The sequence below is a fragment of the Lancefieldella sp. Marseille-Q7238 genome, assembly GCF_949152215.1.
GTDB lineage: Bacteria > Actinomycetota > Coriobacteriia > Coriobacteriales > Atopobiaceae > Lancefieldella.
In genome coordinates, this window is record NZ_OX424407.1 from 723,856 (window position 1) to 739,135 (window position 15,280).

The 15,280-nt window shown below is 49.7% G+C and carries 11 protein-coding genes; all 11 read right to left on the reverse strand.

All coding sequences use genetic code 11. The features are described 5' to 3' along the window. Positions 1-130 precede the first annotated feature (130 nt). Entirely contained in the window at positions 131-1,966 is a 1,836-nt protein-coding gene (gene ade / locus QM016_RS03310) for an adenine deaminase (RefSeq protein WP_282710156.1), read from the reverse strand. 102 nt (positions 1,967-2,068) lie between these two features. Next, complete coding sequence (locus QM016_RS03315; protein WP_282710157.1) at positions 2,069-3,451, reverse strand: NCS2 family permease; 1,383 nt, start codon at positions 3,449-3,451, stop codon at positions 2,069-2,071. Between the two features lie 346 nt (positions 3,452-3,797). Beyond that, the gene (locus QM016_RS03320) at positions 3,798-5,087 is read right to left on the reverse strand and encodes an amidohydrolase family protein (protein ID WP_282710158.1); all 1,290 of its coding nucleotides are present in this window, start codon (positions 5,085-5,087) and stop codon (positions 3,798-3,800) included. 92 nt (positions 5,088-5,179) lie between these two features. Beyond that, complete coding sequence (locus tag QM016_RS03325) at positions 5,180-6,562, reverse strand: NCS2 family permease (RefSeq protein WP_282710159.1); 1,383 nt, start codon at positions 6,560-6,562, stop codon at positions 5,180-5,182. Positions 6,563-6,651: 89 nt separating this feature from the next. Next, positions 6,652-7,161, reverse strand: a complete 510-nt coding sequence (gene xdhC / locus QM016_RS03330; RefSeq protein WP_282710160.1) for a xanthine dehydrogenase subunit XdhC — start codon at positions 7,159-7,161, stop codon at positions 6,652-6,654. Next, the gene (xdhB, locus tag QM016_RS03335; protein WP_282710161.1) at positions 7,161-8,042 is read right to left on the reverse strand and encodes a xanthine dehydrogenase subunit XdhB; all 882 of its coding nucleotides are present in this window, start codon (positions 8,040-8,042) and stop codon (positions 7,161-7,163) included. Before xdhB ends, xdhC begins: the two co-directional genes overlap by 1 nt. Next, positions 8,043-10,385, reverse strand: coding sequence for a xanthine dehydrogenase subunit XdhA (xdhA, locus tag QM016_RS03340; RefSeq protein ID WP_282710162.1), 2,343 nt, complete (start codon positions 10,383-10,385; stop codon positions 8,043-8,045). A gap of 185 nt (positions 10,386-10,570) precedes the next feature. Further along, a complete protein-coding gene (locus tag QM016_RS03345) occupies positions 10,571-11,584 on the reverse strand; it encodes a BMP family protein (RefSeq protein WP_282710163.1) in 1,014 nt (337 codons plus the stop codon). A 102-nt stretch (positions 11,585-11,686) separates the two neighbouring features. Beyond that, positions 11,687-12,622 (reverse strand): ABC transporter permease, encoded by a 936-nt coding sequence (locus QM016_RS03350; protein ID WP_282710164.1) that lies wholly within the window; start codon positions 12,620-12,622, stop codon positions 11,687-11,689. Next, positions 12,622-13,740 carry an ABC transporter permease gene (locus QM016_RS03355; protein WP_282710165.1) on the reverse strand — a complete coding sequence of 373 codons (1,119 nt, stop codon included), beginning with the start codon at positions 13,738-13,740 and terminating at the stop codon, positions 12,622-12,624. Before QM016_RS03355 ends, QM016_RS03350 begins: the two co-directional genes overlap by 1 nt. Beyond that, positions 13,733-15,262: an ABC transporter ATP-binding protein gene (locus QM016_RS03360; RefSeq protein ID WP_282710166.1), complete on the reverse strand. Its 1,530-nt coding sequence runs from the start codon at positions 15,260-15,262 to the stop codon at positions 13,733-13,735. The genes QM016_RS03355 and QM016_RS03360 overlap by 8 nt, the downstream gene beginning before the upstream one ends. Positions 15,263-15,280 lie beyond the last annotated feature (18 nt).

Sequence of the window (15,280 nt, forward strand, 5' to 3'; positions counted from 1 at the left end):
AAAGGTAAACGGCAGAAATAAAGCGGCGCCCGCAGATGCAGACGCCGCTTATCAGAGCTTACCGGAGTTGCCTTATCGAAGCGTTGTTTACAATCGATGGCTATCCCCGTCAAACGATTATGCCAAACAATTACGCCTCGTCGCCGATAACCAGCGGTACAAATTGGAACGTATCAGTGTCCACATAGCCACGGTTGGTAAGGCGCAGGCTCGGAATGCACGCCAGCGACAGCAAGCCCATGGTCATAAACGGAGAAGGCATGGTGCAGCCCATGTTCGCCCACGCCGCTTCAATGGTATCGACGTCAGCTGCGACCTTTTCAACATGCTCAGGACTCATCAGGCCACAGATAGGAAGCTTCACAAGACCGAGAATCTTTCCATCTTGAACGGCAACCTCGCCGCCGCCGCACTCCACCAGTGTCTTTGCGGCCAACGTCATATCAGCGTCATTGTCGCCGACAACAAGCAGATTATGAGCATCATGAGCAACCGTTTGGGCAAGGGCGCCATGGATGCCAAAACCCTTTACAAAGCCGTACGCGTACGTACCGGTATTGTGATGACGCTCAAAGACGAGAACTTTCAAAAGATCTTGTGACGGATCGGCGGTAAGGCAGCCGTCAACAATTGGCGCCAGGGCCTCGGTGCTACCGGTAATGGTGGAACCGGGAGCGACTACCATAGACCTTACGGTAGCAGAGGAGCCGGAAAGAGCCTGGCCGTTTGCGTCAACAGCGGGAATACGGAAGGTATTCTCGTCAATGTCTACGGACACATGCATGGTATCGGTCATCCATGAAGGATACACATAGCCGCCCGCCTCAAAAAGAGCCTTGCCGTCTTCGGCCACTATCTCGCCGTCAATAATGGTACGCGTCACGTGGAAGTCCTTAAGATCCTCAAGGAAGACGAGGTCGGCGCACTTTCCGGGGGTGACGGAACCCATGTCCTCGCCTACCTGGAAGTAGGTGGCGACGTTGATGGTAACCATCTGGATAGCGGTAACAGGATCAATGCCCTCACGGACGGCCATCCGCAAAATACGGTCAAGATGCCCGTCGGAAACCAGCGTGTTGGGGTGGTTGTCGTCAGAAACAAGGTTGCACAGGCGCGTATCAATCTTGCCGCTTGCAACAGCGGGGGCAAGGTCATGGAGATTCTGCCATGCGGAACCTTCGCGAATCTGAGCGTACATACCCAGACGCAACTTAGCAAGGACATCTTCCGCCCTGATGGACTCATGGCAAGAAGAGACGCCGGAGGCAATATAGGCGTTAAGACCGCGATCCGTCTCGCAGACGCTGTAGTGGCCGGTAGCAGTACGACCCGCCTTCAGCGTTGCGTTCACCTCTTCAATGGCATTGTCCTGGCAGGAAAGGATGCCGGGGTAGTTCATCATTTCACCGAGAGCAACAACACCATCCCAGCTCATGGTTTCCTCAACGCCCGCGGCATCAACGCTTGCGCCGGTGTCCTCAAAGCCCGGGACGGCCGGAACGCAGGAAGGCGTTGTAATCATTGCTTTCAGCGGAACCTTTGTAGCAACCTTGGCGACCTCAGCAACGCCCTCAAGACCGGTCACGTTGCAAAGCTCGTGGGGATCCCAATAGATGCCCGTGGTGCCGTGAGGCACGACTGCGCGAGCATATTCGTCGACTCCAACCATAGAACTCTCAACGTGGATGTGTCCGTCCATAAAGCCTGGCGCCACAAGCGAGCCTTGAGCGTCAATGACGCGGGTCTTCTCGCCAATGCAGTGTTCTGCCGTGTAGGGAGCAATGCCCAGATACGCCACACGCCCGCAGGCAATGGCAATATCGGTATCCTCAAGAATTTCATGCGTGGTGACGCTGATTAGGCGGGCATGGCGGATAACCAGCTCGGCAGGTTCCTGCCCCTGCGCAACCCGGATGAGAGTCCTGTTGCATTCCCACAAAGGCATCTTGCAAAACTTGTTAAGCATATCGGTCTCCTTTCGGTGTGACCATGAGTGATGCTAAAAACATCAGTAGTCATTATTGAAGAACAAACAAAGACTTTGGAACAGGTTCAATCGGACAAACGGTTACACAAAGAAATACTTGACGATAAACAGCAGCGCAATGACGTACATAGCAACGCTGACCTTCTTGCGGCGCTCTTTTCCTCCCAAAGCATTGATGACCACATATGAGATGAAGCCTGTCGCCATACCCTCAACGATGCTATAGGTAAACGGAATGGTAAAAAGACAAATAAACGCCGGCATTGCTTCTGACATGTCAGAAAAGTCAATGCTCAACAGCGAAGATATCATCAAGAATCCCACAATAACTAAGGCAGGAGCCGTCGCAAATGAGGGGATTGCCAAAAAGATTGGCGAGAGGAATAGCGCAATGCCAAACATGATTGCCGTTACCAGCGAAGTGAGCCCCGTTCTTCCGCCGGCCGCAATGCCCGCGGCGCACTCGACGACAGCAGTGGTTGCAGATGTGCCGGTAGCGGCTGCGGTCATGCAGGAAACAGATTGGGAAACGAGGGCGTTCTTAAAGCGCGGGAATTTGCCATTATCGTCAAGAACGCCGACTTTGGTAGCGGAACCCACAAGTGCGCCGAAGGTCTCAGAGATATTGGTGAACAGGTACGCAATCACAATGGTGGCAAAGCCAACGCTGAATATCTGTGAGAAGTCCATCTTGAGGAAGGTAGGCGCCATGGATGGAATAGCAAGACCACGAGAAAAATCAGGAATGAGACTGCCATATCCTGCCGCAGGATCAGGAACGTATAGACCGCTCAGTTGGCAGATAAGACCCAAACCCCAGGTAATAAGGATGCCAAGCAGAATGTTGCCCTTAACGTTATAGATCATAAGGAGCGCCGTGATAACGATGCCTGCAAGTCCTAAGATGGCGGAAATGCCACCGGTAGAGAACGTACCCGCCTCGATACTGCCATGGAACGGGAAAATGGTCACCAGCGTAGAAGGGCTGTCAACGACGATTCCTGCGCTCTTGAGACCAATAAACGTAATAAAAAGTCCGATACCAGCAGTAATGGCAAGCTTCAAGCTGTGCGGAATCGCATCGAGAACCACTTCGCGAATCTTGGTAAGCGAAATGATGAGGAAAATAAAACCCTCAACAAAAAACGCTGCAAGAGCCACTTGCCAACTGTATCCCATGCTCAAAACGACCGTATAGATCATGAATGCATTCAATCCCATGCCCGGCGTAATGATGAAAGGATAATTTGTCGACAGCGCCATAAGAAGCGTTCCCAAGGCAGATGTCACCGCCGTTGCCGTAAAGACCGCGCCACTGTCCATGCCTCCGGCACTGAGGATTGACGGGTTTACTACAAGAATATACGCAATAGTGACAAATGTGGTAATACCAGCGATTACCTCGGTTTGAATATTGGTATTGTGCTCTTTTATATAAAAAAATGACTCAATCGTATCCTTCATGAGCACACCCCTCCTAACTACTCGGTTTCCATACCTTTTTGACTTGGCTTTTGTATCCTCGCCTCCTTCTCGCCAAAAGACATGTTTTGGCAAGCATGTCTGTATACATCACTCCTTGCACATACAACAAATCCCAAAACAATGGCCGCATGCGCTCAACAAAAACATGACAAACTGGGTGAAACAAACATGCGAAACAGCTCTCAAAACCAAACAAATAGTTTGTAATGCAAACTAAAATACTGTTATGAATACAATACAGCTCCCCTTGAAAAAAGAGGAGCCGTATCGGTAATTGGTCAAAAAAGACAGGCGACCGGTAGTTTGTTCAAACCCTCTGTAGAACCTAGAAAATTCTGGCACCCGCAACATACTTCTGTGCGATAGTTCCACCTTCACTTGCAAGGTAGACATAACGCTCTACACGCTGCGCAATATCCAGCTCACGCACGCTGCAAATACCACTATCATCCAGTACGAGAGCATCGAACTCATATCCTTCGGCAAAGCTGCCAACCTTGCCAAAGAGGGAACCTCCGCCTAAAGTGGCCAGGTAGAATGCTTCTTGAATGGTCAGAGGAGCAAAGCTCTGATCCACACACCTCCAACGCAGCTTAGAAACACCTACGGCATCGGAAATAGCTCTGAACATGGAAAGATTTGCTCCGCCAGCAACGTCGGTACCAAGCCCAACGTTCAATCCTTCGTCCAAATACCTCTTGATAGGTGCGATTCCGGATGAAAGGAACATATTGGATTGCGGACAGTGGGCAATATAGGTTCCCGCCTGCTTCATAAGAGAAATCTCTTCATCGGTTGAGTAGACACAGTGCGCCATCACAGTCTTGGTCAGACCGCCGAGAAGGCCAAAATGCTCATACGTCTGACCATAGCACGTTGACCAAGGGCATAATCCTTTGACCCAATCGATTTCTGAAAGGTTCTCCGAGAGATGGGATTGCACGGGCAGACCGTACTCTTGCACTAAATTGCCAAGACCCTCCATAAGCTCATCGCTGCAGGTTGGCGTAAAACGCGGTGTAAGAATAGGCTGCGTGTTAACATATGCGCCTTTTACATCTTCAAGCCACTTCCTTGTTGCCGTAAGGGAAGCCTTCGCGGAGCTCTCGCAAAGAAATTCGGGGCTGTTGCGATCCATATTGACTTTGCCCACATACGTCTTTAGACCTGTGTTTTCGAGCTTATCCATAAGAAGCTTCGTAGCAGGTACATGAAGCGTTGCAAAAATAGCAGCCCGGGTAGTTGAAGAATGTCTGAGATCATCCACGAACATGTCATACGCCTCAGAAGCGTACTTCAGGCCCTCATAGTTACTTTCTTCCGGAAAGGTATACGTATTAAGCCAGTCGAGCAACTCAAGATCCATGGCAATACCGCGGAAAGTGTACTGCGGAGCATGTACATGAATATCGTTTAAGCCCGGCGTAATGAGCATGTTGCCGCAATCAATGAGCGGCAGTCCTTGGTACTTCTCGGGAAGTTCGTCAAATACACCCTGAGAAACCCCGTCAACACAGACAACATACGCGTCTTTTCTGGTGTCAAATTGCGTAGGTGAGATGTTGTAGCATATGTCGCCCTTTAGGATAAAGGAACGGTCAGTCTTTGTATCCATCGTACCTCCTCGACGTCAGCGTAAAGCGACGTTTTATCGTTACATCCCGCGCATCTTGCGGTACAGATTATCATCCCGCTTTTGTCGCGCTGCTATATGAGCAGGTACTTGATAAGAAAGGCAACAGCCAGCACGTACATCATGGGGCTGATTTTTTTGCGCTTTTCCGAACCGCAACACAGATTCACTACCACATATGAAATAACACCGAGATACATGCCTTCGGCGATGCTGTAGGTAAAGGGCATTGCGATAACGCAAAGAAAAGCGGGAATACCCTCGGTAATGTCGGTAAAGTCAACACCAAAAAGAGCACCCATCATAGAGAAGCCCACAACTACCAGCGCCGGCGCAGTTGCAAACAGAGGAATTGCCAAAAAGAATGGAGAAAGCAGCAAAGAAAGCAAAAAGAGTACTGCCGCAACTAAAGAGGAAAATCCTGTACGCCCTCCTTCCGTGATACCCGCTGCGCACTCAACGGGAACGCACGTAGGTGAAATACCCAGAGCTGCAGAGAGCATCGTAGTTACGGACTGTGTCACAAGAGCCCCTTTGGCTTTACGGAGGCTGCCATCATCCTCAAGAAGATTCGCCTTTGAGGCAAGGCCCAAAACAGTGCCGATGGTATCAAAGAGCGACGTAAACAGAATTGCGAACACAACAGTTAAAAAGCCGACTTCGCCAATATGCGAAAAGTCAAATTTGAACAGAATGGGAGACAGAGAAGGAATCGAGATTCCCTGAGAGAAATCAGGGATCAGACTCGTGTAGCCTGCGTCAGGCTGCGGAACATAGAGACCGGCAAGCTGGCAGAGCAAACCCAAACCCCAGGTTATAAGGATGCCAAGTAAAATACTGCCCTTAACTCCTTTTGCCATAAGGATTGCCATTATCAGCACGCCGACAAGAGCGAGAACGGCTGAAATACCTGCCGTTGAGAAGGTTCCCTCGGCAAAACTCGTGTGGAAATTAATCATGCTGACCAGCGTTGCTGGATTACTGACGACAACGCCGGCTCCTTTAAGACCAATCAGCGCAATAAAAAGACCGATACCGGCCGTAATGGCAAGCTTAAGGCCAGACGGAATCGCGTCAATCACCATGTCGCGAAGCTTGGTCAGCGACAAGAGCAGGAAAACGGCGCCTTCCACAAATACGGCTGCCAACGCCGTCTGCCAGCTGTAACCCATGCCAAGCACTACGGTATAAGCGAAATACGCATTGAGACCGAGACCCGGTGCCAGAATAAAAGGATAGTTCGTTGTCAACGCCATGATGCAGGTGCCGATAAACGAAGCTAAAGCCGATGCCGTAAAAACCGCTCCGCTGTCAAGGCCTGCGGCCGAAAGCACGCTGGGATTGACCGCCAGGATATACGCGACCGTAACAAACGTTGTCATACCAGCAATAAGCTCAGTTTTAAGTGACGTTCCTCTCTCTTTGAGATGAAACCATTTCTCAATCATCGTTTCCATATGAAGCAATCCTTTCAAAAGAACCTATCCTCATTCGCATTCAGCGAAAAACCTTTGATATCCCACGCTTCGGCTGTGCTTCGAAGGCGCTAGACTTCAGACTTTACGGCATCCTCGCCAACCATTCCGTTAACAAGATTGACGGCCTTCTCGACTGCATTAATAACATCTTGATAACCCGTGCAGCGGCACAGATGTCCGGAAAGCATCTTTCTGATTTCGTCACGCGAGTACGTTTTTCCGGTATTAACGATCTCCATGGTGCTCATGATGAGACCAGGGATACAAAAACCGCACTGCACGGCAAACTCATCAACAAAAGCCTGCTGGACGGGATTAAGAGTGCCATCAGCAGCCTGAAGACCCTCAACTGTCAGGATATCCTTACCTTGCGCCCACTCAGTCAGATAGAGACAGGTATCGGTAGCTACGCCATCAATGAGAACCGTGCAGGCACCGCATTCTCCCACCTCACAACCACGCTTGACACTGGTAAGACCCAGTCTGTTGCGCAGAGTATCCAGAAGTGATTCACGCGGATCAAAACCAACCTGGACTTCTTTGCCATTTACCGTACATTTGAGAATTTTATGATCCATTACAGTTCAGCCCCTCCCCTGCGAGCCGCTTCAGCAAAGGAGCGTTTCGACATTTCCTTGATTAGCTGAAGTCTGAATTCTTTTGATGCACGCCAGCTGTCGCGCGGATTGGTGTCAGCGACCGCAAGCTCACCAATCTTTTCGGCAGCCTCAGCGACAGGCATACCACGCAGCGCTTCTTCAGCAGAAAGCGCACGCATCGGCGTTGGTCCCGCAACACCAAAAGCAAGGCGAACGTCAGTTACGGTTGTTTTGTCAGAAGAGAGCTTTACCAGGCAGCAGCAGCCCATCGTGGCGATCTCAAGAGCCCTGCGTTTTCCATACTTAAAGTAATAGCCGGTAAATCCCTCATAATGGCTCTTGGGAATCCTAATCTTAACCAGAACCTCATCGCGCTTTTTCGTAGAGCGACCGGGACCCGCATACCACTCTTCAATAGGAATGGTTCTTGCACCTTCAGGACCCTTAACATCGAGAAGCGCTCCGTAGGCATAGAGCGTCGATGCGGAATCGGCCGATGTGGCGGCATTGCAGACATTTCCTCCGATGGTACCCGAGACGCGGAGCTGCGGACCACCAGGCGTATCGCAAGCTTCGCCAAGCACGGGAATGGTATCCTGAATAACCTTGCTCGTTGTCACATGATGGAACCAGGTAATCGGTCCTATCCCAACAGTACCGTCTGAGCTGAGGCTGACTCCGTCAAGCTCGTCATGAAGCTCATGGATGGACACTAGATGGGCCCCGGCAAATTTGCCTTCACGTATCTTTACCAACACGTCAGTACCGCCGGCAACCACGATGGATTCAGGATCTTCCGAAAGAGCTCGGATTGCGTCGTCAACGCTGGTAGCGCTATACAATGATTCGATATCATACATTTAAATCAGCCCCTCTCTCTTAAAGCCCTCGAACAAACGTTGAGGAGTCATGGGCTCTTCGTAGAACTTAACTCCGGTTGCATCCAAAATAGCATCACGAATGGCAGCAGCTGGAGAAATAGTCGTTGTCTCGCCCACAGCCTTATTGCCGTACGGTCCCGTAGGATCATCGGTCTCTACAAACTGGGCCTCAAGATCAGGCACATCCATAGTTGTAGGAATCTTGTAATCCAAAAGCGTAGGATTAAGAACGCGAGCGTTCTTCGGATCTACCAGAATTTCCTCGTAGAGGGCAAACCCAATGGATTGCGACATGCCGCCATGAACCTGCTGTTCCACAAGCTTGGGATTGATGAGCCTGCCGGAATCCTGTACGTTAATAATCTTGTTGATGGTAACTTGGCCCAAGGGCATATCCACCGTAACGTCTGCAAACGTACAACCAACGGCAATGGTGTTGGAGTGTATATTGATGGTAGCGCGCCCATAGAGCTGATCGCAGTGCTCCATGTTGTAGTACGCCTCAAGGGCAAGCTCCTCCAGATCACAAACCTTATCGCCAACCGCATCAAAGATTGCATGATCATGTAAATCAAGGGTTCCCTGTGCATTGGGATATATATACGATGCAAATTCAAGAATCTTTGATCTGAGTTGCTCGCCCGCCTTCTTGACCGCCGTACCCGAGACATAGGTCTGGCGAGAAGCATACGCACCCGAGTCATACGGAGTTACATCGGTGTCTTGGAATGAAACGATATGCACGTCTTCACTATCCACTCCGATGGCCTCCGCTGCCATCTGTGTAAAGACCGTATCAGCGCCCTGACCGATCTCGGTTGCCCCCATCTGCAGCTGAACGCTGCCGTCTTGGTTAAGCGTTACTGCAGCCGTAGCAGTCTCAAGCGCAAACGGTGCCACCGCCGTCTTATAGACAAAACATGAAACACCAACGCCGTGACGGATGGGGCCGGTCTCGTTTGCATACTCTTTCTTCTTTTTATCCCACTCGATATACGCCTTGCCCTTCTCGATACACTCAGGCAAACCGCAGGTATTTGCTGCAACATAATGTCCGGGACTGAACTCATCCACATAGCCTTTTTGAATAGCATTGGCCATACGGAATTCAATGCCATCCCAGCCCATGTCATATGCAATATCGCTCATGAGACATTCTGCAGCCCAGTTACCTTCGGGAACGCCGTACGCACGCATAGCACCTGTATGAGGTCCATTGGTGTGAACGGTCCATGCCTCGCAGGAAATGGCATCCTCACACGTATGATAGAGCCAGCGGAACGTATTGACAGAATTCAAAATCAGGGCGTGACCGTGGTGGATATAGCCACCCGTATTAGACCATGCTTTGATGGAGCGAGCATGCAGGTGCATATCATCATCCACGCTTGCCTCAACATCAAAACTCTTGGGCTGACGGCCGCTTGTAGCATAGAAGAGCTCTTCACGGCTCAGCTCGAGTTTTACACACCTGCCGCCTACCTGATGGCAGAGCCATGCATTCAAAGGCTCGTAATGAACGTCTTGTTTCGTACCAAATCCGCCGCCAATATACGGCTTGATAACTCGAACCTTTCCCCAAGGAATACCCAGCGCCTGGCCAATTACACGACGAACGATATGAGGAATTTGCGTTGATGAAACGCAGACGATTTTGTCATTTTCCTCATAACAATACGAAACACACGTCTCAATATGAGCCTGGCTCTGCTCGGCCGTAGTGAGATGAGCTGAAAAATGATGATAGGCAGGGTCGTGTAAAACCTCATCGACACTCTTGTAGCCTTTTTTAACAAGGTCGTCTTCGCTGGTTTGCACATGCGTGTGTGCGACCACATTGTCGGGCTTTCCTTCTTGAATAGGATGCTCAGTACCTGCAAGAGCCTCCTTGGGATCGTAGACAACCGGCCACTCTTCATATTCAACTTTGATTTTGGCAAGAGCCCTGTCACAGGCTACGGTATCCTCAGCAACAACAGCGGCGATATTGTCCCCATAAATACGTACGCGCGCATCAAGAAGTTTACGATCGGGAAGATCGCGTTTCTCGGCACGTGAATCCGCATACCACGGGTGACCAGCCACAGGATAGGGATGTTCAGGTACGTCGAAACACGTATAGATGCCAACAACACCAGGTACCTTACGAGCCTCGGACGTATCGATAGATTTGACAATGCCATTTCCTATGGTTGCATGCAAAATCTTCGCTTCAAGGCACGGTTTGGGACAGAGGTCGTCGGTATAGTTAGCACGACCGGTGACCTTGTCATACGCATCAACTCGTATGAGCGGTCTGCCAACTTCTTTTAATTTCTTCATCAAAACTCCCTTTCCTGCAAATAAAGTCTCGGTGCTCTTGCGTCAGGTAAAAGGGCGCCGATCCTATAGTCCGCACATCTTACAGACATGATATGTGCGATGACGCACGCACGGAGCTTTCAAGGTCAGACGCACCTACCTGTGCGCCTGACCTTTATGACGGCGCTTTACAACGGCGCCGATTCTTATACGAAAGAGCCGTCGGAGATCTTCTTGACAATCTCTTCATACTGCGACTTAACGTCGGCAGAAACAGCATCGGAATACGTACCCACGGCCACACCACCGTTGGAGAGATCTCCGTACACGGTCTTCTTGCCAAACTTTCCGGCTTCAATGTCATCGAGGACCTCATTGGTCATCTTAACGTTATCGGTTACCACAGAGCAGATGATGCAGGGGTTATCTTTAGTGATGTCTCCCGGCTGTCCAATATCGTAGCGATCACTGCCGGCCGCAGCCAAAGCTTCACGGGCACCCGTATCAACGATTGAAGCATCACCGAACATGACATCGATATTCTGGGTGCTGATCATGCCGCTTGCAAGCTCCTTGCCCTTGGCAGCATCGGAGAACGATCCCGCATAGGCGGTGGTTACCTGAATGCTCGAGTCCACCTTTTTAGCCGCCTCGGTATATCCCTTAATCTTGTTCTTTGTGGTATCAAGCTCAACACCGCCGATAAAGCCAATGCTCTTGGTCTTTGTCATAAGCCCGGCAAGGGCGCCCGCAAGCTGACCTATCTGGATGGTGTTTGGAATGGTGCACTCAATGTTTGCAACATCAGAGACCTCATCGTTAAAGATGCAGAACTTGGCATCGGGATTTTCTTTTGCCACCTGTTTTACATCGGCGGTGTACTGATTTCCCGGAGCAACAATCAGATCGTAGCCCTGGTCAACGTAGTTTTGCATAGTGGAGACCCAGTCTGCCTGAGCAACGGACTCAGAATATGCAGTCTCCCAGCCATGCTGCTTTGCGGACTCAACCATGGCACCATAGCAGCTTGCACCCCAGCCACCGTCATTGACGGGGCCATCTAAAAACATGGCAACTTTTTTGGTCTTCTTGGACGAATCCTCACCACCCGACGAGGTTTCCTTGTCATCACAACCTGCAAGGGACAGGCCTGCGGTTGTTGCTGCTGCCGCTCCGAACAAACCCAAAAAACCGCGACGGCTCACGTTACGATAATCCATGACTTCCTCCATTCAATGTACCGGAATCCTTTCCGGTACTTCTTTTATTTCAGCGACAGCACCTGTCGCACAAACCACATACCAACATATATACGTACAGAGCTAACGAGATTCCCGGTAATACGGTTGACCGTTGGCCTTAGGACCAATTTTTCCGGCTCCAAAAAACACAAGTGCCAAAATCGTAAAGACGTACGGGAGCATCTGGAAGAACTGGTATGGGACCTGTTGCGCAAAAATCTGCAAATTAATCTGGAATCCATCGAAGAAGCCAAAGAGAAGGCAGGCTCCCAAAATACCCTGCGGACTCCAACGACCAAAGATAACAGCAGCAAGGGCGATAAAACCACGGCCGGCTACAATACCATCAGCATAGGTAGAGGTATACACCAGCGTCAAAAATGATCCGCCAATTCCTGCCAAGGCACCACAAACAATACACGCCAGATATTTTGTCTTGATAACATTTACGCCAAGCGTCTCTGCTGCCTGAGGATTTTCTCCTACTGAACGATAGCTCAGGCCGGAGCGGAACTTAGTAAAGAAGATAATTGAAAGCGGGATGGCAAGATACGCAAGATATGCGAGAAGAGACTGCCTAAAGAAAATCTTTCCGATAAAAGGAATATCGCTCAAGAACGGAATGGCAATAACGGGCATCGAGGCACCCTGGACAAGTCCTGAACTATCGCCAAAGATAATCTTATATGCAAACATCGCAATGCCGGGCGTAAGAATATTGATCGCCATGCCCACAACTACCTGGTTCACGCAGAGCGTAACGGTACAGAAGGCATAAATCAGATTTACAAGCACTCCTGAACATGCTCCTACCAAAACACCAAGCCAAAGATTGCCGCTCTTATATGCGACGACAAAGCCAATAAAGGCACCGATGGTCATAAGGCCATCAAGACCAATATTTACAAGACCTGCACGCTCAGAATAAAGCTCACCAAGAGCCACCAGCAGAAGTGGTACACACATTCTTACTGAGGCAGCAAAAATATCAGGAAGCGCAGCAATAAGAGCATCCATTATGCCTCCACCTCCGCTTTCTTAGAATCGTTGCTTTTCTCGTCTGTCATCTTTCCCGTAATTGCAGGAAGAAGAACAGCCTTAATCTTGGGCAGCTTCAACATAGCAATACCAGAAACCGCAAAGATAATGATAAGAGCGCGAATAATCTCGGTAATGGCGGTAGGCACCATAATGCCAACCTGCATGGAAGTAGCTCCGGTAGTAAGCATTCCAAAGAAAAGCGCAACTACCATAGAGCCTATAGGATTAAGTTGGGCAATAAGCGCAATAGCTACGCCATCAAAGCCAACTCCCGTTCCAAAACCGGCGAGCAGACGGTACTGCTTACCCAAAATCTCGACAGATCCTCCAAGGCCGGCAATGGCGCCGGAAATAATGAAGGAAAGCACCATGAGTTTGCCAACCGAAAAACCATTCACGCGAGATGCAATGGGGTTAATACCAACCGCACGGATCTTAAAGCCAAACGAGGTCTTAAAAATGACATACCAAAGGAAAAATGCAAGAAGAATTGCAAGAATGACACCTACATGAAATTTGGCAATACGAGGCAGTTGTGCACTATCGGGAATAGGAAGTGTCTCGGGGTTGTCTCCACCACGGAAAGGCCCCGTATAAACCCAACTCATAAACAAGACGGCCACATAGTTCAGCATGATTGACGTAATCATCTCGTTGAGGCCTCGAGTTATTTTCATGATACCAGGAAGCAAGCCCCAGATGCCCCCAACCACAATTCCCACGAGAAGTGCGACAACGATGGCCACTATGCCTTCAAGATGAAAACCAAGAACCGTCATAATGGCACACGTAGCACCCATGACAAACTGGCCTTCTCCTCCCAAGTTAAAAACACCGCACTTGTATGCAAAGGCAGCGCACAATGAGGTAAAGATCAAGGGGCATGCACTCATGAGTGTCTGTGCAATACGTGACTTACTTCCCACAGAACCTGAGAACAAAAGCGCATATCCTTTAATAGGATTTTTTCCCAAGCACGCAATGATAATGGCACCGATTATGAGCGCCAAAATAATGGAAATAACCGGAACGAGCGCAGAAATAAGATGCTCTCTGTTGGTTCCCCCAAAAACGCTAAACGTTTTCTTACTCACGAGACTGTCCTCCTGTCTGGCCTGCCATAGCAAGAGAGATTTCTTTGACAGGTGGATTATCGCCGGGATAAATTCCCATAATTTCGCCCTCAAAAAGAACAACGATTCTGTCAGATAGCTTCAAGACCTCGTCAAAGTCCGCACTAATAAGCAACACCGCGCAACCCGCATCACGTTGCGCAATAATCGAATCATGCACAAACTCGGTAGCCCCAATATCCAAACCACGTGTTGGATACACTGCAACCATAAGCTTGGGATTTCCGTCAAGCTCACGGGCAAGAATAACCTTTTGCTGATTGCCGCCTGAAAGACTGCGGGCAGACTGATTTACGGAGACGCAGCGAATATCGTTCTTCTCACGCATATTTTCTGCATATTCCTGAATCTTATCGGTTCTCAGCCATGCGCCATGACCAAAGGAAAAACGCTCCGATGTAGTCTGCTTAAGAATCAGGTTGTCGGCAATAGACATGTCTCCCACAAGACCCATTCTGTTACGGTCTTCCGGGATGTTTGCCATTCCAAAATCGATGAAATCTTGCGGCGAGAAGAGCGCAACTTTACCCTCTGTTGTCTCTACTTCACCCCTCTCAGGGGCAACAAGACCGGTAATTACCTGTGCAAGCTGAGATTGGCCATTCCCGTCAATACCTGCTACACCTAATACCTCTCCTGCATGGATGGTTAAAGACACGTCCTTAAGACCGCCATGCTTGATTTCCGGATGAAGCGCTACGTGTGTTAAGGTCATGATTGGCTGATCGGAGCTGGTGTGTTTTTCGTAATAGCTTTCCGTAAACTCTCGGCCAATCATAAGATCGGCAAGTTCTTGTTCGGTCGTATCGTTGATATTCACCGTTGCAATGGAGCGTCCGGCGCGAAGCACGGTTATGCTGTCAGAAATGCGCATAACCTCACGCATTTTATGAGAGATGAAGATAATGGATTTACCTTCAGCCGTCAGGGAGTTCATGATATCAAAGAGACCTTCGACTTCAATGTCAGTAAGCACGGCGGTTGGTTCGTCAAGAATGAGGAGGTTGGCACCGCGGTACAAAACCTTGAGAATCTCAATTCTTTGCTGTTCGCCAATGGACATCTCGGAGACCTTTGCGTCAAGGTTAACCTCAAGGCCATAGCGAGCAGCTAAAGCTTCAATGTCTTTCTTGTCTTGCTCTTTTTGCATAATAGGAGACGCGTGCACCTTGGTTCCAAGAATGACATTTTCCAGCCCTGTCATGGCCTCTATTAGCATGAAATGCTGATGCACCATGCCAATTCCCTGCTCAACCGCGTCACGGGGAGAGTCTATCTTGACTTCCTTCCCGTGCATGAAAATCTTTCCCGCAGAAGGAGTATAAAGGCCCATAAGGCAGTTCATGAGCGTTGACTTGCCCGCGCCGTTTTCTCCTAAAAGGGTATGCACCTCCCCTTCTTGGATAGACAGGCTGACATCGCGGTTTGCATAAAATGAGCCAAACCGTTTGTCAACGCCTTCCATCCTGAGAAGCTCTCCCATACCGTACCTCCTCTTTTA

Coding starts and splice junctions, on each gene's coding strand:
- QM016_RS03315 (WP_282710157.1), bottom strand. CDS start 3,451: ATGAAGGATACGATTGAGTCATTTTTTTATATAAAAGAGCACAATACC.
- xdhC (WP_282710160.1), bottom strand. CDS start 7,161: ATGGATCATAAAATTCTCAAATGTACGGTAAATGGCAAAGAAGTCCAG.
- ade (WP_282710156.1), bottom strand. CDS start 1,966: ATGCTTAACAAGTTTTGCAAGATGCCTTTGTGGGAATGCAACAGGACT.
- xdhB (WP_282710161.1), bottom strand. CDS start 8,042: ATGTATGATATCGAATCATTGTATAGCGCTACCAGCGTTGACGACGCA.
- QM016_RS03350 (WP_282710164.1), bottom strand. CDS start 12,622: ATGGATGCTCTTATTGCTGCGCTTCCTGATATTTTTGCTGCCTCAGTA.
- QM016_RS03345 (WP_282710163.1), bottom strand. CDS start 11,584: ATGGATTATCGTAACGTGAGCCGTCGCGGTTTTTTGGGTTTGTTCGGA.
- QM016_RS03325 (WP_282710159.1), bottom strand. CDS start 6,562: ATGGAAACGATGATTGAGAAATGGTTTCATCTCAAAGAGAGAGGAACG.
- QM016_RS03320 (WP_282710158.1), bottom strand. CDS start 5,087: ATGGATACAAAGACTGACCGTTCCTTTATCCTAAAGGGCGACATATGC.
- QM016_RS03360 (WP_282710166.1), bottom strand. CDS start 15,262: ATGGGAGAGCTTCTCAGGATGGAAGGCGTTGACAAACGGTTTGGCTCA.
- xdhA (WP_282710162.1), bottom strand. CDS start 10,385: ATGAAGAAATTAAAAGAAGTTGGCAGACCGCTCATACGAGTTGATGCG.